Source organism: Martinezella hainanensis, assembly GCF_900094555.1.
Lineage (GTDB): Bacteria > Pseudomonadota > Alphaproteobacteria > Rhizobiales > Rhizobiaceae > Rhizobium > Rhizobium hainanense.
The window spans coordinates 397965-421103 of sequence record NZ_FMAC01000004.1 but is presented as its reverse complement, the minus strand read 5'-3'; the positions used below and the strand labels follow the sequence as shown (position 1 = coordinate 421103).

Here is a 23139-nt window from a genome sequence, read left to right as displayed (position 1 = left end):
GTTGGGATTTTAACCCCGGCCGACGTTTCAGACAACCCGAACGGTCGTACCTCTTCGCAGCGATGGCAGGATACGCCGCATATCGCGAAGGCTGACTGCGACACATCCCGCCGTCGGCTCGTATCCCGGCCTGATCAGATGGAAGAAGATCGCCGAGCCGCGGTTGCGCCGGCGCGAGCTCACATTCCAGTCAAGTACCAGGCAGACATCGTAAAGGCCGTCGCCTCGCTGCAATTCCTCGTGGCTCAGCCTGAAAGGAGCCTTCACCAGCCTGTTGTAATTGGGATCGTCCGGCTGGTCGCACCAGAGCATATCCTTCCGGATACGCCGCAGCGGCAGGGCCGTTTTCAGGGAACCGACCCGATCGCTGCGCGTGAAGCCATAGAGCAGCTTCATGTCCGCGATCGGTGTCGCACCGTCGCCTTCCCGCTTCAGGATACTGCGTCCGGACCGGCCGATCGCCGCCGGCACGGTCAAGCCTCCCACCTGCACCAGCGCCCGCGTTTTCTTACCCGGCGCAGCACGCACGACGATCGTTGAAGCGCTCCGCCTGGCCCCCGCCCTTGTCTTTTGCATTTTCCTCACATGTTTTTGCTTTGCGCGTGATTTCATTTGAAATCATAGCAGTTTCAACCAAACGACCAAGCCTGAGCCGCGTCGCGACTTGCTAAAAATGCAATTTGGCGTAGGACTTAAGTGGGAATAGAACGAGGACCCGAACGGCATGACCGCACGCACCATTCTCCTGGTGGACGATGACAACGACCTGCGCGAAATGTTGGTCGAGCAATTGTCGCTTTACGAGGAATTCAATGTCCTGCAGGAGGCAACCGCCGGAAAGGGCGTGCAGACGGCGCGTACAGTGCCCGTCGATCTCCTGATCATGGATGTCGGCCTGCCCGATATGGACGGCCGCGAGGCCGTGAAGCTGCTGCGCAAGAACGGCTTCAAGTCGCCGATCATCATGCTGACGGGTCACGACACGGATTCCGACACCATTCTCGGCCTCGAAGCCGGCGCCAACGACTATGTGACGAAGCCCTTCCGCTTCGCCGTTCTCCTCGCCCGTATCCGCGCGCAACTGCGCCAGCACGAGCAGAGCGAAGACGCGACCTTCACCGTCGGCCGCTACCTCTTCAAGCCGAGCCAGAAGCTTTTGACGACAGACGATGGACAGAAGATCCGCCTGACGGAGAAGGAAGCCGCCATCATCCGTTATCTCTATCGCGCCGACCAGAAGGTCGTGACCCGCGATATCCTTCTCGAAGAAGTCTGGGGCTATAATTCCGGCGTGACCACTCACACGCTCGAAACTCACGTCTACCGCCTTCGCCAGAAGATCGAGCGCGACCCTTCCAATGCCGAAATCCTGGTGACGGAAAACGGCGGCTACAAGATCATTCCATAGGCGATCGATGGCGCTGAACGACGATATCCGACTGCTGTCGCAACTGCCGCTGTTTCACGGCATGGGCGATGAGCCGCTGCGGCTGATCGCCTTCGGCGCCGATCGCCGTCATGTGAACGAGGGCCAGACGCTTTTCAGGGAAAAGTCTCCCGCCGAATGTGCTTATGTCATCACGCGCGGCAGTTTCGAACTCAGCACCATCGATGCTGACGGCCAGAAGCAGGTGGAGGCGGTGGTCCAGGCCGGCACCATGCTTTCGGAACTGGCGATGGTGACATTGGTAGAGCGGAAATATACGGCTGTTGCCGCCGAGGAAGCCGACGTGATCCGCATCACGCGTGCCCTTTTTCACCGGCTGATCGAAGAATATCCAGATGCCGGCCTGCTCATCCAAAACCGAATCCGCGAAAACTTCGCCGCCCTTGCCAGGCAAGCGGCCGCGATGCTCGGCCGCTTCTCCTAATACGCGCCATCCCGCTTGGAGCGTTTTGTTTCCACGCAATTCCGGACGGAAAACCGCTTCGCACTTTTCCTGGAATAGGTCTAGAGATTGAAATGCGCCGTGACGGGCACATGGTCGGACGGGCGATCCCAGCCGCGCGCGGCCTTCAGGATCTCGATGCGCTGCAGATGCGGGCCGAGGTCGGATGACGACCAGATATGGTCGAGGCGGCGACCGCGGTCTGCAGCCTCCCAATCCTTGGCACGGTAGCTCCACCACGTATAGAGCTTCTCGCTTTCCGGCACCTGCTGGCGCATCAGGTCGAGCCAGGCGCCGCGCTTCATCACCTCGATCAGCCCGTCGGTCTCGACCGGCGTATGGCTGACGATCTTCAGGAGCTGCTTGTGCGACCAGACGTCATGCTCGAGCGGCGCGATGTTGAGGTCGCCGACGAGGATCGCGGAGGTGTTCTGCTCGGCATTGGCGTGCAGCTTCTTCATCTCCTCGATGAAATCGAGCTTGTGGCCGAATTTCGGATTGATAGCCCGATCCGGTTCGTCGCCGCCGGCCGGAACGTAGAAATTATGCAGGCGAATGCGCCGGCCGCCGCGCTCGAAGATCGCCGAGATGTGCCTGCTGTCGCCGACATTGCAATAATCCTGACGATGATCCTCGGTCAGCGGGAAGCGCGAGGCGATCGCCACGCCGTGATAGCCCTTCTGGCCATGGATGATGATGTGCTCATAGCCAAGCGCCCGGAGCGGCGCATAGGGGAACAGCTCGTTCGGAACCTTGGTTTCCTGCAGGCAGAGAATGTCAGGCCGGGCCTGCAGGACGAACTGCTCGACAATGGGCATGCGCAGCCGCACCGAGTTGATGTTCCAGGTCGCAATCGAAAATCCCATGCCCAAGCCTTTCCCTTACAGCAACTCCAGGAAAAGTGTGCGGCGGTTTTCCATCCGGAATTGCGTCAAACAGACAGCTGGAGCGGTTCAGCGACTCGATGAAACGCTGAACCGCTCCAGTCAGGCTAAAGGCTTTAGACCGGCTGTTACGGAAAGGAAAGCGCCATTCGGCACTTACCTAAGGCTGAGAAGGAAGACGGCGCTCAGCGCGTGTAGTCAATGCGGAAAACGCTGTCATCGAAGGCGACATTGGTCTTCACATTGTTGATGATCACGTCGGTCGTCTTGCCCTGCGGATCGATGACGGTCCATTGGCGCAAGTCGTACGTCTTCGAATCGAAAATCATCGTGATGGTGGAATCGCCGAAGACCGTCCGGTTGCCGAGCGTGATCTTGGTCAGATCCGGCTGCGAATCGACATTGCGCACCATATCGGCGGAAAGGTCGATCTTGTTGGCGAGCAGCAGGCTCAGCGGCGTCTTCGACAGCTGATACATGTTTCTTGTCTGCGTCTGGTCGTTGATGACCTGCACGTTATTGCCATCGCAGATCACGCGCATGCGCGACGGCGGATCATAATTGAAGCGCATCTTGCCGGGCCGCTGGATGAAGAAAGAGCCACTCATCTGGTCGCCGCGCGGACCGATCTGCAGGAAACCGCCCTTCATCGACTTGATGGACGAGAAGTGATCGGCGATGGCCTGGGCGATGTTGGGATTGAGGGTGGTCGCAGCTGCTGCCTGCGTCTGGCCTTGGGCCTGCGCAAAGGCCGAAACCGGCAAAGCGCCTGCCGCACCGACCGCGACCACGGCGCCGAGGAAATGCCGGCGGGTCAGGGAAAGTCGGCTGGACGGCTGCGCATCAAACTTTGTCATCGAATTCTCCTTCATGCTTCGTCCATGGCGCGCAAAGTCGGCGTCTTCATGGCGCAACGGCCCAGGGCCGGTAAGGGGCTGCGATCAAATTTCCCTGAACATAGACGGGATATGCGACACAGAAAGACGGGCTGCCTCAGCGGTCGAGGATATCGGCTTCGGTCGGAACGAGAATTTCGCGCTTGCCGGCATGATTGGCCGGGCCGATCACGCCTTCCTGCTCCATGCGCTCGATCAGCGATGCCGCGCGATTGTAGCCAATGCCGAGACGACGCTGGATGTAGGAGGTCGAAGCCTTGCCGTCACGCAGGACGATCGCGACCGCCTGGTCATAGGGGTCTTCCGAATCGGCGAGATTGGAAGTGCCGGCCGGACCATGGCCATCATCGTCTTCGTCGTCATCGGCGGTGATGGCATCGAGATATTGCGGTGCCCCCTGCGTCTTCAGATAGGCGACGATATCCTCCACCTCGCCGTCGGAGACGAAGGGGCCGTGAACGCGCTGGATGCGCCCGCCGCCGGCCATGTAGAGCATGTCGCCCATGCCGAGCAGCTGCTCTGCACCCTGCTCGCCGAGAATGGTGCGGCTGTCGATCTTCGACGTCACCTGGAAGGAGATGCGCGTCGGGAAGTTCGCCTTGATGGTGCCGGTGATGACGTCGACCGAGGGGCGCTGCGTCGCCATGATGACATGGATGCCGGCGGCACGCGCCATCTGCGCCAGACGCTGCACGGCACCTTCGATATCCTTGCCTGCGACCATCATCAGATCGGCCATTTCGTCGATGATGACGACGATATAGGGCATCGGCTTCAGGTCGAATTCTTCCGTCTCGTAGATCGCCTCGCCGGTCTGGCGATCGAAACCGGTCTGCACCGTACGGCTGATCGCCTCGCCCTTGGCGACGGCCTGCTCGACGCGCGTGTTGAAGCCGTCGATGTTGCGCACGCCGATCTTCGACATCTTCTTGTAGCGCTCTTCCATCTCGCGGACGGTCCATTTGAGCGCGACGACGGCCTTCTTCGGATCGGTGACGACGGGCGACAGGAGGTGCGGGATGCCGTCATAGACGGAAAGCTCCAGCATCTTCGGATCGATCATGATCAGGCGGCACTGCTCCGGCGTCATGCGATAGACCAGCGACAGGATCATGGTGTTGATCGCGACCGACTTGCCCGAGCCGGTGGTGCCGGCGACAAGCAGATGCGGCATCTTGGCGAGATCGGCGATAACGGGCTCGCCGCCGATCGTCTTGCCGAGCGACATAGCAAGCTTGGCCTTGGAGGTCTCGAAATCACGGCTGGCGACGAGTTCGCGCAGATAGACCGTCTCGCGCGTCGAGTTCGGCAGTTCAATGCCGATGGCATTGCGACCGGGAACGACGGCGACGCGGGCAGCGATCGCGCTCATCGAGCGGGCGATATCATCGGCAAGACCGATGACGCGGGACGACTTGATGCCGGGCGCCGGCTCCAATTCGTATAGCGTGACGACCGGACCGGGACGGACATGGATGATCTCGCCCTTGACGCCGAAGTCTTCGAGCACGCCTTCGAGCATGCGGGCATTCTGCTCCAGCGCATCGGCCGAGAGCGTCGCATCGCGGGCGACGGCCTTCGGCTCGGCAAGCAGGTGAACGGCGGGAAGCTGGAAACCGTAGGGACGGATAAAGGACGTCTGCGCCTCGCGTTCGGCCCGAGCGCCAGGCTTCGGGCGCGGCGCAGCCGGGGTGACGCGATGGCCGGCGGCGGCTCCCTTCGGTGTAGCCGGGGCTAACGGCCAATCCTCATCCTCGTCGTCGGGCAGAATATCGGCCGGACGCCGCGGATCGCGATCGTAAAGCGAATCCTCGTCCTCATCCTCGTCGTCTCCGAGGCTGATCGAGGGCGCGGACACAACGCGACGCGCGGCCGGGCCATCCATCGACGGATCGAGACGGTCGCCCCGAGCCATCGGCGCCTTGGCGCGCACCGGCTCGTTCAGCGTGCCGAATTCGTCATCATTGAAGTCATAGGGCGCGTCGAAAGCATGGTCGCGGCGCTTGCGCGGACCCATGCCGAACAGCCGGCGAAGACGAGCCTGCGTGTTGTACCAGGCATGCATGACAGCGCCGAAAGCCATGAAATTGCTCAGGAAGCTGCCGCGGTCATCATCCTCGTCCGCGTCGCCGACCCGGCGGGCGCGGCTGCGGGTTTCCTCGTAGTCGTCCTCGTCATCCTCGTCTTCCACGAGATTTTCGCCGATGACGCCTGAGGCGAAGAGCATGAGCCAGATGGCCGGAACGGCGAGAACCGAACCGATGATGATGGCCACCACACCGCTCGGATAGGTGCCGATGAAGAGGGCTGGAAGCCGCAGAAGAAGATCACCGACGACACCGCCGATACCGTTCGGGATCGGCCAGGTCGGCGGCGCCGGGAAGCAGGCGATGGATCCGGCCGCGACAATGCAGCTGCCGAACCAGGCGCCGAGGCGCGAGGGCACCCGATGAAGCTTGCGGTTGGTAATCAGCGCAAAGGCCCAGGCGACGGCGGGTAGCATCGCCAGAACCGAAGCAAGGCCGAGCGACTGCATCATGATGTCGGCAAAAGCGGCACCGGGAAAGCCAAGCAGATTGGTCGGCGCATTGGCAGTTGCATAGGAGTAGCTGGGGTCCATGACGTTCCAGGTCGCCAGCGCCGCAACCGCAAGCGCCAGCAGGAACAGTATCGCGAAACCTGTCAGGCCTTTGACCTGACGCCAAACCACGCTCGATAGCGATAAACGGTCGGGGCGACCGCTCAACGCCGCCGAATTGCTTCTGCCCATGATATCCAGCCCCGTTCCTGTCCAAAGCGCAAACGAATCGGTCTATGCCCACTCGCCGGCAGGTTAGCCATACCTAATCAGAGGAGGGTTAATGGCATGTTAACCATGCACGCCAACCTCACGAATCGCCTGTTATCTGAGGCAAATGGCTGTGCAGAAATGAAAAGGGCCCGAACCTAGGTCCGGGCCAAGGGCGGCCTGTTTGCGATGAAACAGGCCGCGACGGGACGTTGAGCGATGCCGGGCATTCGCCTCGGCATCGCAAGCTCTCATCAGGAATTGTGGTAGGCGGCTTCGCCGTGCGAGGCGAGGTCGAGACCTTCGCGCTCGGCTTCCGGAGCGACACGCAGACCGATGATGACGTCGACGACCTTGTAGAGGATCGCCGAGCCGATGCCGCACCACAGGATGGTGGTGACGACGGCGGTCAGCTGGACCACGACCTGGCTGCCCATGGTGACGCCATCCGCATAACCGACACCGCCGAGCGAGGCGCTGGCGAAGATGCCGGTTGCGATGGCGCCGAAGATGCCGCCGATGCAGTGCACGCCGAAGACGTCAGCCGTATCGTCGTAGCCGAACTTGTTCTTCACGACCGAGACGAAGAAGTAGCACAGCGGCGAGACGATCAGGCCCATGACGATCGCACCCATCGGGCCGGCGATACCGGCGGCAGGCGTGATGGCGACGAGGCCGGCGACCATACCCGAGGCGCCGCCGAGCATGGAGGCCTTGCCGCGGGTGAAGGTTTCAACCAGCGACCAGGAGATGATGGCGGCCGCGGTTGCGATGAAGGTGTTGACGGTTGCGAGCATCGCGCCGCCGGAGGCTTCGAGGTTCGAACCGGCGTTGAAGCCGAACCAGCCGACCCAGAGCATGGATGCACCGACCATGGTCAGCGTCATGGAGTGCGGAGCCATCATGTCCTTGCCGAAGCCGACGCGCTTGCCGACGAGAATGGCGCCAACGATGCCTGCGATGCCGGCATTGATATGAACGACGGTGCCGCCTGCGAAGTCGAGAGCGCCCATCTTGAAGAGCATGCCGTTGGAATCCCAGACCATGTGCGCGATCGGGAAGTAGACGAAGGTCGCCCACAGCGCGCAGAAGAGTACGGCTGCGCCAAACTTGATGCGCTCGGCGAAGGCGCCGATGATGAGCGCCGGGGTGATGGCGGCAAAGGTCATCTGGAACAGCATGAAGATGAACTCAGGAATGACCACGCCCTTGGAGAAGGTTGCAGCCGTCGTCGAGGTCGAGACGCCCGAGAGGAACATCTTCGCCGTGCCGCCCCAATAGGGGCTCGAACCGCCGCCGAAGGCGAAGGAATAGCCGTAGAGAACCCAGAGGATCATCACGACCGCGCCGATCATCGTGCACTGCATCAGCACCGAGAGCATGTTCTTCGAACGGACGAGACCGCCATAGAACAGCGCCAGACCCGGCACGAGCATGAAGAGCACGAGAATGGTGGAGATGAACATGAAGGCGGTGTCGCCCTTGTCCGGAACCGGAGCAGCGGCAGCCGGTGCTGCTGTCTGCGCGAAGGCGATCGCCGGCGCAAGCAAGGCCGCAGAAAGCGCGCCCACCCGTGTCAAGGCGGAGGAAAGCTTGGAAAATGACATGCAAATAACTCCCTGATCCGCCGTGTCTTACAGCGCTTCTGAATCGGTTTCGCCCGTACGGATGCGCACGGCATGGTCAATGGAATAGACAAAGATCTTGCCGTCGCCGATCTGGCCGGTCTTGGCGGCCGTCGCGATGGCCTCGACGGCCTTGTCGACGGTTTCGGATGCAACCGCGACCTCGATCTTCAGCTTCGGCAGGAAGCTGACGGCATATTCGGTGCCGCGATAGATCTCGGTATGCCCCTTCTGGCGCCCGTAGCCCTTCACTTCGGTCACAGTCAGGCCCTGGATGCCGACAGCCGTGAGGGCCTCACGGACCTCATCGAGCTTGAACGGCTTGATAATGGCCATCACAATTTTCATCTGGTTTCCCATCCTTTGTTAGCCTCGGCACGGAGCCGACTCTCCTTGCCGCCGACGAGTGTTTCTGCAGCGACTGGCCATACACATTCAAAGGACGTGCCAGATTCGTGACACATTTATAACGTATTGAAATAAAACAGATTTATTGCACAGACCCAATAAAGCGGCATTTCTCGTCGCGAGAGACGCACAAATAAAGTGCAAATTTATAAATTTGCACTTTATTTAATCATTTGCCTTTTTACGAATCAGGCCTTCCTGCGCTACCGACGCAATCAGGACACCGGATCGCGTAAACAGGCTGCCGCGGGTAAAACCGCGCGCGCCGGAAGCGCTGGGGCTTTCCTGACTGTAGAGCAGCCAGTCGTCGAGCTTGAACGGGCGATGGAACCACATGGCGTGGTCGAGGCTCGCCACCTGAACAGTCGGGTCCAGAACCGATGTTCCATGTGCGTTCAGGGAAACATCGAGCAGCGTCATGTCGGAAAGATAGGCAAGCACCGCATTCCGATAGAGCCGGTCATCCGGCACCGGTCCCGTCACGCGAACCCAGATATTTTGCCGCTGGCTCGGCTGCGCGCGCGAAAAATAGCTTTCGATCGATACCGGCCTGATTTCGACCGGACGCTTGCGCTCCCAGTAACGGCGCACATTCTCGGGCGCGTGGGCGAGATAGCGCTGCTTCACCTGCTCCTCGTCCATCAACTCCTCCGGCATCGGCACGCCGGGCATATCAACCTGATGGTCGAAACCGGGCTCGTCGACCTGGAAGGAGGCCGTCAGCGCGAAGATCGCCTTGCCGTGCTGGACGGCGAGCACGCGCCGCGTATTGAAGCTCGAACCATCGCGCAGGCGGTCGACCTGATAGAGGATCGGCACCGAAGGATCGCCCGGCAGCATGAAATAGGCATGCAGCGAATGCGCGAAGCGATCGCCATCCACGGTCCTCTGCGCCGCCATCAGCGCCTGGCCGATGACCTGCCCGCCGAAGACGCGCTGCCAGCCGACCTGCGGACTGTTGCCTCGAAACAGGTTCATCTCGATCGTTTCGAGATCGAGCGTCGCAAGCACGGTTTCCATCGGGGTGGGCTTCTCGGTCTCTCGCGACATTTTGCTTGAACTCCAATGGTAGGAACCACGAACAGGATGCTCTATATAGAACAGGAAGTGACAGTAAGACACAGGGAAGCGCTATGTTGGACATGCTGGTAGTGGGTGGCGGATATGTGGGTCTTGCCGCAGCGGTCGCAGTCAAGCAGGCGGCGCCGCACCTCGACGTCATGATCGTGGAAGCTGCTCCCGAAACCGCGTGGAAGAAGGACATGCGGGCATCGGCGATCATCGCGGCCGCCTCGAAGATGCTTGAAGTCCTGGGCGTCTGGAACGAGATCGCACCGGAGGCCCAGCCGATCACCCGCATGATCGTCACCGATTCGCGCACCGGCGATCCCGTGCGCCCGGTCTTTCTCACCTTCGATGGTGAAGTTGCCGAAGGCCAGCCCTTCGCCCATATGGTATCGAACCTCGACATGGTCGGCGCATTGCGCGGTGCGTGCGAGCGTCTCGGCATCACCATCAAGCACGGGCTCAGCGCCACCGGTTTCGTCACCGACGACAATAAAACCACCCTCACTCTTTCGGATGGCAGCACGCTGGAAACGCGGCTTCTGGTCGCCTGCGACGGCGTGCGCTCGAAACTGCGCGACATGGCCGGCATCAAGACGGTCAACTGGGATTACGGCCAGTCCGGCATCGTCGTGACAGTCGAGCACGAGCGGCCGCATGGCGGCTGCGCCGAAGAACATTTCCTACCCTCTGGCCCCTTCGCCATCCTGCCGCTGAAGAACAACCGCTCCTCGCTCGTCTGGACCGAGCGCACCTACGATGCCGAACGGCTGGTTTCCTCGGATGATCTCGTCTTCGAGGAGGAGCTGGAGCGTCGCTTCGGCCACAAGCTCGGTGCGCTGCGCACGATCGGCGAACGCCGCGCCTTCCCGCTCGGCCTGACGCTTGCCCGCGCTTTCGTTGCGCCGCGCTTCGCACTCGCGGGCGACGCGGCCCACGGCATCCACCCGATCTCCGGCCAGGGCCTCAATCTCGGCTTCAAGGACGTAGCGGCATTGGCCGAAACCATCGTCGAGGCCGACCGCCTCGGCCTCGACATCGGCTCGATCAATACGCTCGAGCGCTACCAGACCTGGCGCCGCTTCGACACCTTCCGCATGGGGGTCACGACCGACGTGCTGAACCGGCTCTTCTCCAACGACAACACGCCGCTGCGCATCGCCCGCGACTTCGGGCTTGGGATTGTCGACCGCCTGCCGAACCTCAAATCCTTCTTCATCGGCCAGGCAGCCGGCACGACTGCGAAGGATAATCCGCGGCTGTTGGCTGGCGAGGCGATCTGAGGGGACGGCGCCGGAAGCAGGCAGTCAACTTTCAGTTCGAATATGGCAGAAGCGGACATCAGCTAAGCTGAGTTCGTGAGTGAGACGCCAATTGCTTGGTCGGCCCGGAGGGAGCGCCCACCATCGCTTAAAAGCCTTAGATACAGGGCTTTCAGGGATGGCTAGGGGGACACGATGTCCCCCTTTTATGTCTCTGCATCGCACATGCTCGTGAAGCCTTCAAGAGGCACGCGTTCGCTCCCGAACTGGATACTGATGGTGAAGTGTCCGAGCTTCAAATTTCAGATGAACTCGACTATCGCTCGCCCGTCTGGCAGCAATTGTTCAGCCCATTGACGCGCTTTGTAGCTGACGCCCAATTGTCAGTTGATGTACCAGTTGGCTATTCGCTAGGCTCAGGTTTGCCACTCATGATATCTACAAGGCGAGCATGAAGCCGATCAGGCTGGATTGTCTCGCATTGCCAGATGATATCGACGGCCCATCCCAATGCTCGCAGCTGTGCTATATTTTCCTGATCGCGCTCGACATTCCGTTGGAACTTCGAAAGCCAAAATTCAACATTGGTTTTTGGAACGGTGGATTTTCGACAGCCGTGCCGGTGCCAGAAGCATCCATGCACAAATATCACCCGGCTACGCGAGCGCATCACTATATCAGGGCTTCCAGGCAAGCCTTTTTGGTGAAGTCGGTACCGGACTCCCATCTTGTGGAGAGCCTTTCGTACTTTCATCTCTGGCAGTGTATTCTTACTCTGTACCTTAGACATAATCGCAGAGCGCTGCGATTGGGTCACATGGTCCATGTCAGCTATTCACCTGTCTGTGCTAAGAGAGTGTGCCTTATTAACCGCAAGACGTGACCAAATTAGGGAGAGCAGATGATTTGACATAAACGGTGACACGCTGTTCCCGATCATACGGAAGCTGTGCCAAACGGTGGGGTGGAAAAGGAAATGATCAGGAAAACCCTGTAGTCGCGCCGCCTCTCGTATAGTTATCACGCGCGGCTCTTCGGGATGGAGTGGTCGTACCGCTTGGTAAGAACCCCTATCTGCACCAGTTCCCGCACGGAGGGTTGGACATGTACCGTCCCATGCTAACCTAGGATGTCTGCCGACTGTGTCAGTTTTTCCGGGCTCAACGGCTGCAAAGCGCGCAGCTATGTGGTCCCTGTGAGGGGTTCGTTTATGGCCGCTAAACCGCCCCGCAGCGCTACGAAGTCTTGACTGGTACCAGTTGTCGGTAGCCTCAGCGCCATAGCGCCAGAAATCGAAACCGTTTTCGTCACCAATCAATTGTGCGGATTGCAGATCGTGCAGCGCATCTCGGACGTTGGCTCTGTTCGCCGTCGGACGTTTGATATCTTCATCCGAAAGGTCGTCCACTTCACTGCGGTCATAACCAATCACGAACACGCGCGGCCGCGATGTCGCCGCGCCGAAATTTGCCGCATCAAGCACAAATGGTCCACGAATTACATAGTGGGCATCTACCAATGTCAGAGCTTCATCAAGCAGCGCTCGATTTTTCTCGAAAAGTATTCCTTTTACATTCTCCATAACGAAGAACTTCGGGCGGATCTCAGATATCAAGCGAAAATATTGGTAAACCAATTCTCGCCGCGGATCGGACGGATCGCGTCTTCCAATCGATGAGAAGCCCTGGCAAGGAGGCCCGCCGATAATTCCGTCAATTCGGCGTCCCGATGCTTGCACAAGGTCGGCTCCATCAATATCCGCTATATTTTGGAGGAGCAATTTTCCTGTTGGAAAATTCGACGCATGAGAGCTTGTAAGCGTTGCATCGATGTCCACAGATAATCTAACATCGAATCCCGCCTGGGTTGCGCCTAAGCCGAAGCCAGAGCAACCGCAAAACAAGTCGAGAACATTTGGGGACGGTTTGTTTAGCATGGGGGCTTATATCAAGCCGACGATCATCTGTCGATCGTTGGCTTATCTGCATGTTGAAATAATTGGGGATATCCGGTGACCGCATCCAATACAATCTCCGCCGCGCCCACCAAGCGTTTTTTCGTAGAAATGCTCGTTCGCGATATTGCTCTGGAGGATGCAATTCTCGACCTGCTCGACAACTGCATCGACGGGGTTGTGAGGACGGCTGGAGGAGCGGGTGACGAGCCCTATAAGAATTTCGAAGCGCGAATTACGATGAATCCGGGTCTCTTCGAGATCAAAGATAATTGCGGTGGTATACCCAAGGACGCTTTGGAGAAGGCGTTTCGAATGGGGCGTCCTGATGGCGGTGATAAGGGAGGCGCCGCTACCGTGGGTATGTACGGAATCGGCATGAAGCGCGCTATCTTCAAGCTGGGTACTGAAGCAAAGGTCGCCTCTCGCAGTCCTGACGTAAATTTCGAAGTGGGTATCTCGCCGGAATGGCTAAAGAACGAAGATAATTGGCAGTTGCCGATCAGCTACCTTGAAGAGGTTAAGAGTGATTTTGGCACGACTATATCGGTTCCAACGCTGACTAGCGATGTCTCTGCACGGTTTGATGAGGCTAATGATAATTTTATATCTTACTTCAAGAACAGCCTTTCTTCGAATTATACGTTCATAATACTTAAGGGCTTCAAAGTTTTTGTGAATGGGGAGCAGATAAAGCCGCAGCCTTTCAATTTGCTTGTTTCCAGCGAAGAAGATGTTGAGGGAGACAAGGTCACCAAAGGAAGCCTGAAGCCTTATGTTTTCAGAGGAGAAGTAGATGGCGTCTCCGTTCAGATATTTGCTGGACTAAGCCGACCTTTGCCCACCGACGAAGAGATTGAGAAGGAGGAAGAGGTCAGGCAAAGTAGGGATGACGCAGGTTGGACCATAATCTGCAATGACCGGATTGTCGTCTATCGTGACAAAACTCGACTGACCGGTTGGGGGGAGGCATCGGTACCGTCTTTTCACGGGCAGTTTATATCATTTTCCGGCCTAGTCATTTTGAAGTCTGACGATCCATGGAAGCTCCCTTTGACGACCACTAAGCGCGGGATAGATGCTTCTTCAGAGCTTTATCTGTCGATCAAGGATTTCATGCGGGAGGCGACTAAAACCTTCACGTCATTCACGAATAAATGGAAGCGAAACCCAGAAGAGAGGACGGCCCTCTATAAGGCGGCGTCGCCTATGTCGGTGGCGCAGTTACAGGCTACGACTGCAAGCTACGACATGACTAAGTCGAAGAAGCTTGAGGGTACCGAGCGATACATGCCTCTTCTGCCGGTGCCTAAAACGGATAACGGGACCGTGCGCATCTCTTATGCTAGGCCTCGTGCTCAGTTCGTGAAGTTGGCGGAAAAGCTGTTTGAGACGTCCGAAGTTACGCCTAGGGATCTGGGTGAGACAACCTTTGAATTGGTCTACGAGCAACTGGTTGGGGGCTCTAAATGAGCGGTGCAACCATCCCGTATGCTTTGCGCCAAAACAAGTTTGTTGATCGTAGGATTTTCATCGATCTGTTATCGAGGATAGAGCGATATGCTCCTCTGGATGACCATGTTTATATCAGCATGGGTGGAGCTACACTGGAAGACCACAGGTTGGCTCATGCCCTCATTGGGATGAATCGACTAGTTTCGTTCGATAGTGAGGAGTGGGTGGTTGCACGACAGAAATTCAACAAGCCTGTCGATTATGTGCAGATCCTTGCAACGACAAGTGGCGACCTAGTAAGTAATTTCTCTGCTGAAATGAACAGTCTTGGATTCGGTGGAGCGCCGAATGTCGCCATTTGGCTAGACTATACTGCTCCGGCGAAATTGGGCGAACAAGTGCGCGAACTGAACCAGTTACTTGACGTTCTACAGCCGCGCGATGTCGTTAGGATTACTGTCAATTCCAGCGCCTCTGCCATCTACAGGCCAACGATGAAAGATGGCAAGTTGGAGACGGCAAACCAGTTCCAGCCAATTAGGTTAGAAAAACTAGCGAAGCGTCTTGATGAATACATGCCAGACGGCATTCTGCCGGGCGAAATGACCGACGAAGGCCTGCCTCGTGTAATAGCATTAGCTGTCAGCAAGGCGGTAAAGGCGGCATTCCCTGCAAATTCGGAGCATGTAGCAGTACCGTTGTCACTGGTTCGCTATACCGATGGCCAGCAAATGCTATCCTGCACGTTGGTTGTTCTGGAGCGAAGCGAGATCGAAGTCTTTAAAGAGCGGACAAAGGCTAGCAAATGGCCTTTCTACTCAGATGGCTGGGAAGACATACACCAGCTTTCTATACCAGACTTGACGCTGAGGGAGAGGATGTTCATCAACGAGCGCATCCCGCGCAAGACGGCTGCGGAGCTATGTGCGGAGCTTGGGTTTGCCTTGGGTGGAGATGAAGACGAGGCGAAAGAGCATCTAGCTCAATACCTTAAATACTATCGCTTCTATCCGCATTTTCATCACGTCAATCTATAGTATGCACGCGAGTACGTTTCCATTGCCGTTAATTTGAGCAATGCCCGTGCATGTCTTGGCATGGGCTCGCATACGTTGGTTTTGTCGATCGCCAAAGTGATAGATTTTCGCGAGGGAGTATTTAAGCTCCTTTGCGCAGCCGTTTCCCCCATGGCGTTGCCGACAGTTTGGTGCCACTACACCAGACCTTGGCTGCGCATACGGTCAGTCAATACCGTTCACCTTTACGCAGGCAGGATATAAGGGGCGGGGCTGGGGTCTGTCCGCTAAGGTATACTATAACGTACACTACTTTCGCCGGCCTTCTGGTGGTCCGCAAGGCTCCAATTTTGCAATCGGACAGATAACGCAACGGTCACCCCCTTACGGACACCTGATATCTAACACTGCTTCAAATTGAGGTGGCTCACTCGACTGCCGCAAGCGGCAGCTTTTGCTTAATAAATGGAGGAGGCCCAATGACCGAAATGAGAGCACAAAGTTGCCACTCCATCGATCTCTTAGACGGACCGCCAGCCTCCACCCCACAATACAGAGGGAAGCGCGATCCTCAATCCTCGATACGGCGCGCCTCGGAGATCAGCATGATCGGAATGCCATCGCGGATCGGATAGGCAAGGCGCGCCTTTTCCGAGATCAGCTCGTTCTTTTCCCGGTCGTAGCTCAGCCGTCCCTTGGTCAGCGGGCAGACCAGCAGATCGAGCAGTTTCGGGTCGACCTTGCTGACCGTGATATCCATGGGAGGCTCCTATTGCAGCAGCGAATCGGTGTCGCCGGAGCCGGCGAGCACGATCTTGACGATGGCGATGAAGGTTTCGGCGCGGGTCTTCAGATCAGGCGCCTCCAGCAGAGCCTGCTTCTCGGCCGGCTCGAAGGGCGCCATGATCGACAGCGAATTGACCAGCATCATATTGTCGGCCCGTTCGACGCTTTCCCAATCCGCCTCCAGCTTGTTGGCCTCCAGATAGGCCCTGAAGGCCGAAAGCAGCGCCGGACGATCGACCGTGCCCTCTTCATGGTGGGATTTCAGGTCGGAAATGAAGGGCGTGATACGGAAGGTGCGATAGGGCTGGTGGGCGGTAATTTCATCCATAAGCCGGAAACGGCATATGCCGGTCAGCGCGGCGATATAGCGTCCATCGCCGGTTTCGGCGACGGAGGTGATGCGCCCGAGGCAGCCGACATGCGCAAGGTTCGGGGACTCAGCCGGTTCGGAAAGAGCAGGCTGCACGATGCCGACCAGCCTGTTGCCGGCGATCGCGGCATCGAACATGGCGAGATAGCGCGGCTCGAAGACATTGAGCGGCAGTTGCGCACCGGGCAGCAGCAGCGCGCCGGACAAGGGAAAGACAACAACCGATTCGGGCAGGTCGCCCGGCTTCAGATATCTGGCATTGCCGACTTGCATCTCTTCCATCCCGCCAAAGCATGTCGCGCAAAAATGTGCAGCAATTTTGCGACAACGACATGCGCAAAATCAAGGACCTAAATCGCAAGAAGCGAATCCGAAAGATCGCGACGCGTTTTAGAACACCGCGCTGCCGGCCGCAGTGGGCCGCACGGGAACGACACACATCGCGGTCGCTTCCCATCCTGCGCCGCGTCGTCAGACAATGTGGGCTCGTCTGCCGAAAACACAAGAGTATTTTGGCCGAGGTGCCGATACCCAGCGTTCCCAGCCGCTTTCATCCAAACAAACGATCGTACGAAATGTTTCGCACGATCGCCATCTGCATCAAGAAAACTGATCCTTACGAAAATAGAATGGAGGAAAGCTTGCGCCGCGCCGCGATCGTAGCCGGGTCCTTGGCGCCCCACACCTCGAAGAATTCCAGCAGCTGACGGCGCGCGCCATCATCGTCGTAGCTACGATCCTTGCGCATGACGGTCAGAAGATGATCGGCCGCCTCTTCGCGCTTGCCTTCGACATTACGGATCTTGGCAAGCTTGATGCGCTGCTCGTGATTGTCCGGGTTGGAAGCCAGTTCCTGCTCGATCGCCACGGGATCGCCAAGCTTGCGGGCTTCGTCGATCTGGTCGAGCTTCTTGACCACGGCCTGGATGCCGGCATCGTTGGCGAGCGTCTCCGGCAGGTCGGCAAGCGCTTCGCGAGCGCGCTGGCTCTGGCCGGCGGCGATCATGCATTCCGCCATGCCGGCAAGCGCCTTGGCATTTTCAGGATCGGCCTGCAGCACCGCGCCGAAAAGCTCGGCCGCACCGTTGATGTCGCCAGCGGCCAGCAGAACGCTCGCTTCTTCCAGAACGGCGGCAATCTCGGCTGCCTGATCGTCGGCGCCGCCTGCCGGACCTCCGAGGCGATCGATGAACTGGCGAACCTGGCTTTCCGGAACCGCGCCCATGAAGCCATCGGCCGGGCGGCCATTGACGAAGGCGATGACGGCCGGGATCGACTGGATGCCAAGCTGGCCGGCGATCGAGGGATGATCGTCGATATTCATCTTGACGAGCTTGACGCGGCCCTGGGCCTCGGTGACGACCTTTTCCAGCACCGGTGTCAGCTGCTTGCACGGGCCGCACCAGGGCGCCCAGAAATCGACCAGAACCGGCTGGTTGCGCGATTCCTCGATAACGTCCTTGGCGAAGGTCGCCGTCGTCGTATCCTTGATCGGCGAAGCACCTGGTGCCGCAGGCGCGGCGCCAAAGGATGCCGTGGCAGACATCTGACCGCCGAAGGAAGCGTTATAGGGATTGTTCGAACCGCTCATGAGTGTCTCCCGCCTACCGGCATCCTTGATTTTGTGAGGAGCATGATCCCCAGACGAGACGACGAGGTTCGCCTGGCAGCACGCTCCGTGAAATGGCCAAAACGACCGGACGATCCGAAGACAAGCCGACCGCTATAATCTTAGCGCTAAAATCGTACGTTAGCTCGTCACTTTCAAGACTAGCGGCGTATGACCCGTCGCCTCCATGAAACGTACGAGGTCGCCGCTGGCAATCGACGTCGTCGCATCGTTCGACAGAGGATGGCAATTGACGATGTCTTGCGCCATCAGTTCGGCATCCAGTACGAAGGTGACATTTCCGCCCGCATCGTTGATCGCGCCGAATGCAGTGACCGAGCCAGGGATGACGCCGAGATATTCCATCAGCTTTTCCGGCTTGCCGAAGGACACCTTGCTTGCCGCGCCGATCAGTGTGTGCACGGTCTTCAGATCAACAGTCGCATTTTCCTCGACGGTCAGCAGGAAGAAATTGTCCTTCTTGTCCTTCACGAACAGGTTCTTCGTATGGCCGCCCGGAATCTCGTCGCGCAGCGACACCGATTCGGCAACGGTGAAGACCGGGGCATGATCCTTGGTGCTGTGGGCGATGCCGAGCCCGTCCAGGAATTGGAAAAGATCGTCGCGGTTTTTCGGGCTGGTCTCGGTCATGGCGTCTCGCAATCAAAAATGGTCCGCCCCTGATACGTCGCCCACAATATCATTGCAATCTTTCAGGCGACAAAGCCCGGCGTTTCCGGGCTTTGCGGCAGCTCGCAGAAAGAACATGCAATTTTTCTTCGTTAACTCGTCATTTCCCTGTTGCATTTGAAAATCGGTTAGGCCATATACCGCCCGTCGCCGCAAGACGACGCCCAGCGGTCCAACACACTACCCCGGATCGCGACGGGAATGAGCGGGTGTAGCTCAGGGGTAGAGCACAACCTTGCCAAGGTTGGGGTCGAGGGTTCGAATCCCTTCGCCCGCTCCAGTTTTCCAGTTCATCGCTGAAAGCAAGAAGTTACGGCTTGGGCCGCAGACTGTTTTTGCCAAATGGACGATTTTTATATTCCCGTTTCCCTCCTCGGCATCTATAGCGTTCCCAACGCGCCTCGGGTCTCAAATCAGTCTCATTTGGCGTTCAGGTCTGCACATCAGATGGACAGACGAAGCGCGGTAACTGCTCGCATGAAAAGCATGAAAACAAAGATTTCCCTGCTGATTGCGATGCTGTCGCTTTTGCCCGTTCCCGCACTCGCCCATCCGCATATCTTCATCGATGCCAAGTTCGAGGTCGTCTCCGCGCCTGACGGCTCGATCAGCGAGCTGCGCAATGTCTGGAGCTTCGACGAGGTCTTCACCTCCTCCGTCCTCATGGATTTCGGCAAGGCCGGGGATCAGGCGCTGAGCGCGAGCGAGCTCAAGGCCGTGGGCAAGACGGTGAAGGATTCGCTGGCGCAATATGGTTACTACACGAACGTCACCAGCAACGGCAAAACAGTGCCGATGGCCAAGCCGGATGCGATAGAGGCCGACTACAAGGATGGTTCGCTGACCCTGACCTTCTCGCTGAAGCCGGAACAGAAGACCTTCCTCAAGGGAACCACCATCTTCGGGATCTACGACAAGACGCTCTATACGGCGGTCGATTTCGCCACCGACAACGATATGACCACGTCGGGACCGGCCTTCGGCCGCTGCAAGCGCAAGGTGGTCAGGCCCAATCCCAAGGAAGTCATGGCGGAAAACCAGGCCGCGCTGACAAGCATGTTCTTCAGCGATCCCAAGGGCACGGACTATTCGCTGCTCGTGGCGACGCGGCTGGAAGTCCAGTGCTGATACCAGGCCCGGAAAGAGCGCCCCTCATTTGAAAGGCGGAGCATCGTCTCGCGCCGATCGCTCGCCGTTTGGGACAAGCGATATATAGCGGCGGGCGATGATCCAGCAGGCGAGCGCCCAGGTCGCGCCAGCGCACCAGCCACCGAGAACGTCGGTGGGGTAGTGGACACCCAGATAGATCCGGCTCGCGCCGATCATCAATGTCAAAAGGATGCCGGCCGCGACGGTGAAAACGCGCGTCGAACGATAGGTTCGCGTGCCTGAGATCAGCGCGGCAAGGGTCAGATAGGTCACGGCCGACACCATCGCATGGCCGCTCGGAAAGCTCAGATCGTGGACCTCGACCAGATGCGGCACGATATCCGGCCTCGGCCGCGCAACGCCGACCTTCAGGACCGCACTCAGCGCCCATCCGCCAAGCACCGACACAAGGATGAAGATGGCGATGGCGCGTTGCCGGTCGAACAACAGATAGATCGTCACCAGGGCCGTCATCAGCGCAAGCACCGTCGTCCCGCCGAGGCTCGTAATATCCTTGACCGCATGGGTCAGCCAACCCGGTCCGATCGGAACAGAAAGATCGCCAGGCTGGCGAAGCGCCAGCAGGATCGCCTCGTCGAACCCCTTCGTGCTGCCTTCGAGGACCTCTCCCGTGAGGTAGATGAAGAGAAGAATTCCGCCCGAAAGCGCGGCGAACATCACGAGCAGCAAGGGCTCGTAGCGGTTCAACCACCCAGGGATACCCGATGTGCCGAATGGCCGATGCTTCATGCGCTAAAACCTACCTTGCCTGTTCTCACGTCGCTTCTCCCATAGTCAACGCCCGATATTGGACAAAGCCTATCTAGGAATAGAATTCGCAGGTTCCAACCAATGCAGGCAAGGGCGATATTTTCAACGACGCATGTGCTTCAGGTTCGTGAAATAAAATATCTCTATCTTGGCGCGAATTTGCTGCAGCCGCCACAAGGGGGATGTGGTCAGCGTCGTTTCCTGTTGAAGGATCGACGATAGAGGATACCGTCAATGAACCAGACGCGCATCGCGCCTCGTTTCCGCAAGCAGTGCAAAAGCAGTTCGGCAAGAGGGTAGACGCCGTGTTTGCTTTCGAACTTTCCGCTATTTTCCAAGCCGCGAGCTGTGCTAGTAGTGCTGCAGGGGCGATCAGGCATCAGGTGTTGTCAGAGTGTTAAATGTTGGGACATCTTTCTCCGCCCGGCTCTCCGTGCTGGCCGGAACGGGGCTGCTGGCGGCGTCTATAGCCGGTATGTTTCCCGCCTCTTCCAGAGCGGACGACGCCCCTAAATCCTCATCCAGCACTTGGGTCGTCACGCTTGGGGCAACCGTGGAATACGGACCGAGCTATGAGGGATCGAAGCACTATACCTTCGGCGCCCTGCCATCTTTCGACGTCCACCGCCTCGGCGAGGCCACGGAATACAGCGCTCCGGACGACAATTTCGACTTTCAGCTTTTCGATCTCGGCGGCCTCGAAATCGGCCCTGTGGTCGGCTTGAGAGATGACCGCTTCGATCTCAATGATCTGCATCTGCAAAGCCAGCGCAGGGTGCGCTGGAATTTCGATGCAGGCGGCTTCGCTCAATATTGGCTGATGGAAAATCGGCTCCGGTTCCGCACGGAAATACGCCAGTCGCTTTGGGGCGGCGATGGTCTGGTCGGTGATTTCGCCCTCGACTGGTTCCAGCCGCTCGGAGACAAATGGCTCCTGTCTGCCGGCCCTCGCCTGTCGATGGCAAATTCAGTGTATATGCGCACCAACTTCGGCATCTCGGAGAGTGAAGCTGCGAGACATGGCCATATCAATGCCTTCGATGCCGGCGCCGGCGTGAAATCGGTCGGCTTCACCGTGGCTGCGACCTATACGATCTCCCCGGAATGGAGCGTGCAGGTCTACGAGAAATATAACCGTCTTGTGGGCGATGCCGCCGATAGCCCGATCACCTCGCGCTTCGGCTCACCCGACCAGAACATCATTGGCTTCACGCTGAACAGAACCTTCAACATCAATTTTTGAGGCGCTCTTCGCTTCATTCTCGGCGATGTAGTTGCGCGTCAGCGGGATGATGTCGTTGCGCTTGGCGATCTGGATCTGGAAGACGACGAGATCCTCGTAGCGGAAGGCGGCCTCCGCCGTCGAAAGATAATACTCCCACATCCGGCAGAAGCGCTCGTCGTAAAGCTTGGCGGCATCGTCCCAGCGCGCCATGAAGCGCTCCCGCCACGCCTCGAGCGTCTTGGCATAATGCAGCCGCAGCACTTCGACATCGGTGATGGCAAGTCCAGCCGCCTCGATCTCGGGCACGATTTCGGACAGTGCCGGAATATAACCGCCTGGGAAGATGTATTTGTCGAGCCATGGCGTGGTGAAGCCGGGCGTCGCCGAACAGCCGATGGTGTGCAGCACCATGATGCCGTCATCCTCGAGCAATTCAGCGCATTTGCGGAAGAAGGTGCGATAGGAGGCGAGCCCGACATGTTCGAACATGCCGACTGAGACGATCCTGTCGAAACGGCCGGTCAGGCTGCGATAGTCCCTCAGCGCGAACTGAACCTCGGCCGGCGTTCCCCCGGCCCTGTCGGCAACGCGCTTCGAAGCATATTCGTGCTGTTCCTCGGAAAGCGTGACGCCGAGCACGTAGCCGCCCGGCGCCTGCTCCGCCATGTGCAGCGCCAGGCCGCCCCAGCCGCAGCCGATGTCGAGGATGCTGTTGTTCGGCTGGATCAAAAGCTTGGCGGCGAGATGGCGCTTCTTGGCAATCTGCGCGTCATCAAGCGATTGATCCGCATGCTCGAAATAGGCGCAGGAATATTGCCGGTCCGGATCGAGGAAGAGCTCGTAGAGCCGGCCATCGAGGTCATAGTGATGCGCGACATTGGCTTTCGATCGCCCAGGCAGATTGCGGTGGCGGAAAATCCGCAGCTTCGTCCTGATGTGATCGATGATGCGGGCAATGAGCGGGTGGGTACTGTTCTGCCCCTCGCGCAGCATCATCGCCACGAAATCATAGAGCGTGCCGCGCTCGACGATAAAGCGGCCGTCCATGAAGAGTTCGCCAAGCCGCTTATCGGCATCGATGAGAAGCGCCCATTCGGCGCGATCGTCGGTGAAACGGACATGGACCGGCTCGCCGGTGCCGTCGCCAAAGGACAGCACACGGCCGCTTGCCGTCGTCACGGTCAGCGCGCCGCGCGTGACGATCGAAGACAATGCGCGCTTGACGCACCAATCCGTCAGACCGGAGAAAACCGCATTGCCTTTGCCCTTGGGGCGATTGTCAGCTTGCATATTGGAC

Annotated in this window: 22 protein-coding genes and 1 tRNA gene; 8 read left to right on the top strand and 15 right to left on the bottom strand. The window is 58.5% G+C overall.

The annotated features are described in order from the left end of the window. Positions 1 to 27 precede the first annotated feature (27 nt). Positions 28 to 576, bottom strand: coding sequence for a L,D-transpeptidase family protein (locus GA0061100_RS15605; protein ID WP_075853600.1), 549 nt, complete (start codon positions 574 to 576; stop codon positions 28 to 30). 148 nt (positions 577 to 724) lie between these two features. Here GA0061100_RS15605 and GA0061100_RS15600 point away from each other — a divergent pair, with 148 nt between their 5' ends. Together GA0061100_RS15600 and GA0061100_RS15595 are read left to right on the top strand one after the other, a co-directional pair. Beyond that, on the top strand, positions 725 to 1408 hold the full coding sequence (locus tag GA0061100_RS15600) for a response regulator transcription factor (protein WP_047630570.1): 684 nt from the start codon (positions 725 to 727) through the stop codon (positions 1406 to 1408). A gap of 7 nt (positions 1409 to 1415) precedes the next feature. Then, positions 1416 to 1871 (top strand): cyclic nucleotide-binding domain-containing protein, encoded by a 456-nt coding sequence (locus GA0061100_RS15595; RefSeq protein WP_075853599.1) that lies wholly within the window; start codon positions 1416 to 1418, stop codon positions 1869 to 1871. Positions 1872 to 1951: 80 nt separating this feature from the next. Here the strand turns inward: GA0061100_RS15595 and GA0061100_RS15590 are convergent, their stop codons facing one another. The 6 genes from GA0061100_RS15590 to tesB form a co-directional block, all read right to left on the bottom strand. Then, positions 1952 to 2755 carry an exodeoxyribonuclease III gene (locus tag GA0061100_RS15590; protein ID WP_075853598.1) on the bottom strand — a complete coding sequence of 268 codons (804 nt, stop codon included), beginning with the start codon at positions 2753 to 2755 and terminating at the stop codon, positions 1952 to 1954. A gap of 203 nt (positions 2756 to 2958) precedes the next feature. Then, positions 2959 to 3630, bottom strand: a complete 672-nt coding sequence (locus tag GA0061100_RS15585) for an outer-membrane lipoprotein carrier protein LolA (protein WP_075853824.1) — start codon at positions 3628 to 3630, stop codon at positions 2959 to 2961. 136 nt (positions 3631 to 3766) lie between these two features. Next, complete coding sequence (locus GA0061100_RS15580; RefSeq protein ID WP_075853597.1) at positions 3767 to 6439, bottom strand: FtsK/SpoIIIE family DNA translocase; 2673 nt, start codon at positions 6437 to 6439, stop codon at positions 3767 to 3769. A gap of 272 nt (positions 6440 to 6711) precedes the next feature. Beyond that, positions 6712 to 8064, bottom strand: coding sequence for an ammonium transporter (locus GA0061100_RS15575; protein ID WP_075853596.1), 1353 nt, complete (start codon positions 8062 to 8064; stop codon positions 6712 to 6714). 27 nt (positions 8065 to 8091) lie between these two features. After that, positions 8092 to 8442, bottom strand: coding sequence for a P-II family nitrogen regulator (locus GA0061100_RS15570; RefSeq protein ID WP_075853595.1), 351 nt, complete (start codon positions 8440 to 8442; stop codon positions 8092 to 8094). A gap of 213 nt (positions 8443 to 8655) precedes the next feature. Continuing rightward, a complete protein-coding gene (gene tesB, locus GA0061100_RS15565; RefSeq protein ID WP_075853594.1) occupies positions 8656 to 9540 on the bottom strand; it encodes an acyl-CoA thioesterase II in 885 nt (294 codons plus the stop codon). Positions 9541 to 9623: 83 nt separating this feature from the next. Between tesB and GA0061100_RS15560 the strand changes: the two genes are divergently transcribed. Further along, positions 9624 to 10838, top strand: coding sequence for a ubiquinone biosynthesis hydroxylase (locus GA0061100_RS15560; RefSeq protein WP_244557844.1), 1215 nt, complete (start codon positions 9624 to 9626; stop codon positions 10836 to 10838). A gap of 382 nt (positions 10839 to 11220) precedes the next feature. On the opposite strand, the gene GA0061100_RS15555 is transcribed toward GA0061100_RS15560, so the two are convergent. After that, entirely contained in the window at positions 11221 to 11643 is a 423-nt protein-coding gene (locus GA0061100_RS15555; protein ID WP_075853592.1) for a very short patch repair endonuclease, read from the bottom strand. Positions 11644 to 11652: 9 nt separating this feature from the next. Beyond that, positions 11653 to 12753, bottom strand: a complete 1101-nt coding sequence (locus GA0061100_RS15550; RefSeq protein WP_075853591.1) for a DNA cytosine methyltransferase — start codon at positions 12751 to 12753, stop codon at positions 11653 to 11655. A 75-nt stretch (positions 12754 to 12828) separates the two neighbouring features. On the opposite strand from GA0061100_RS15550, the gene GA0061100_RS15545 reads away from it, so the two are divergent. Both GA0061100_RS15545 and GA0061100_RS15540 read left to right on the top strand, forming a co-directional pair. Further along, complete coding sequence (locus GA0061100_RS15545; protein ID WP_083961363.1) at positions 12829 to 14244, top strand: ATP-binding protein; 1416 nt, start codon at positions 12829 to 12831, stop codon at positions 14242 to 14244. Next, a complete protein-coding gene (locus GA0061100_RS15540) occupies positions 14241 to 15263 on the top strand; it encodes an O-methyltransferase (protein ID WP_075853590.1) in 1023 nt (340 codons plus the stop codon). The genes GA0061100_RS15545 and GA0061100_RS15540 overlap by 4 nt, the downstream gene beginning before the upstream one ends. 550 nt (positions 15264 to 15813) lie before the next feature. Here GA0061100_RS15540 and GA0061100_RS15535 read toward each other — a convergent pair. From GA0061100_RS15535 to GA0061100_RS15520, 4 genes are all read right to left on the bottom strand, one after another. Next, on the bottom strand, positions 15814 to 16002 hold the full coding sequence (locus tag GA0061100_RS15535; RefSeq protein WP_034481561.1) for a Trm112 family protein: 189 nt from the start codon (positions 16000 to 16002) through the stop codon (positions 15814 to 15816). 9 nt (positions 16003 to 16011) lie between these two features. Next, positions 16012 to 16671 (bottom strand): LON peptidase substrate-binding domain-containing protein, encoded by a 660-nt coding sequence (locus GA0061100_RS15530; RefSeq protein WP_075853589.1) that lies wholly within the window; start codon positions 16669 to 16671, stop codon positions 16012 to 16014. Between the two features lie 343 nt (positions 16672 to 17014). After that, positions 17015 to 17989, bottom strand: a complete 975-nt coding sequence (trxA, locus tag GA0061100_RS15525; RefSeq protein ID WP_075853588.1) for a thioredoxin — start codon at positions 17987 to 17989, stop codon at positions 17015 to 17017. Positions 17990 to 18148: 159 nt separating this feature from the next. Continuing rightward, entirely contained in the window at positions 18149 to 18658 is a 510-nt protein-coding gene (locus GA0061100_RS15520; protein ID WP_075853587.1) for a prolyl-tRNA synthetase associated domain-containing protein, read from the bottom strand. Between the two features lie 244 nt (positions 18659 to 18902). Between GA0061100_RS15520 and GA0061100_RS15515 the strand changes: the two genes are divergently transcribed. Both GA0061100_RS15515 and GA0061100_RS15510 read left to right on the top strand, forming a co-directional pair. Next, positions 18903 to 18977 (top strand) — tRNA-Gly (locus GA0061100_RS15515). 206 nt (positions 18978 to 19183) lie between these two features. Then, positions 19184 to 19825 carry a DUF1007 family protein gene (locus GA0061100_RS15510; protein WP_075853586.1) on the top strand — a complete coding sequence of 214 codons (642 nt, stop codon included), beginning with the start codon at positions 19184 to 19186 and terminating at the stop codon, positions 19823 to 19825. Positions 19826 to 19849: 24 nt separating this feature from the next. Here the strand turns inward: GA0061100_RS15510 and GA0061100_RS15505 are convergent, their stop codons facing one another. Next, positions 19850 to 20596: a phosphatase PAP2 family protein gene (locus GA0061100_RS15505; RefSeq protein WP_075853585.1), complete on the bottom strand. Its 747-nt coding sequence runs from the start codon at positions 20594 to 20596 to the stop codon at positions 19850 to 19852. A gap of 415 nt (positions 20597 to 21011) precedes the next feature. On the opposite strand from GA0061100_RS15505, the gene GA0061100_RS15500 reads away from it, so the two are divergent. After that, on the top strand, positions 21012 to 21860 hold the full coding sequence (locus GA0061100_RS15500; RefSeq protein WP_075853584.1) for a MipA/OmpV family protein: 849 nt from the start codon (positions 21012 to 21014) through the stop codon (positions 21858 to 21860). Here the strand turns inward: GA0061100_RS15500 and GA0061100_RS15495 are convergent. Beyond that, positions 21801 to 23132 carry a class I SAM-dependent methyltransferase gene (locus GA0061100_RS15495; protein WP_425298684.1) on the bottom strand — a complete coding sequence of 444 codons (1332 nt, stop codon included), beginning with the start codon at positions 23130 to 23132 and terminating at the stop codon, positions 21801 to 21803. The two genes, GA0061100_RS15500 and GA0061100_RS15495, sit on opposite strands and share 60 nt — an antisense overlap. Positions 23133 to 23139 lie beyond the last annotated feature (7 nt).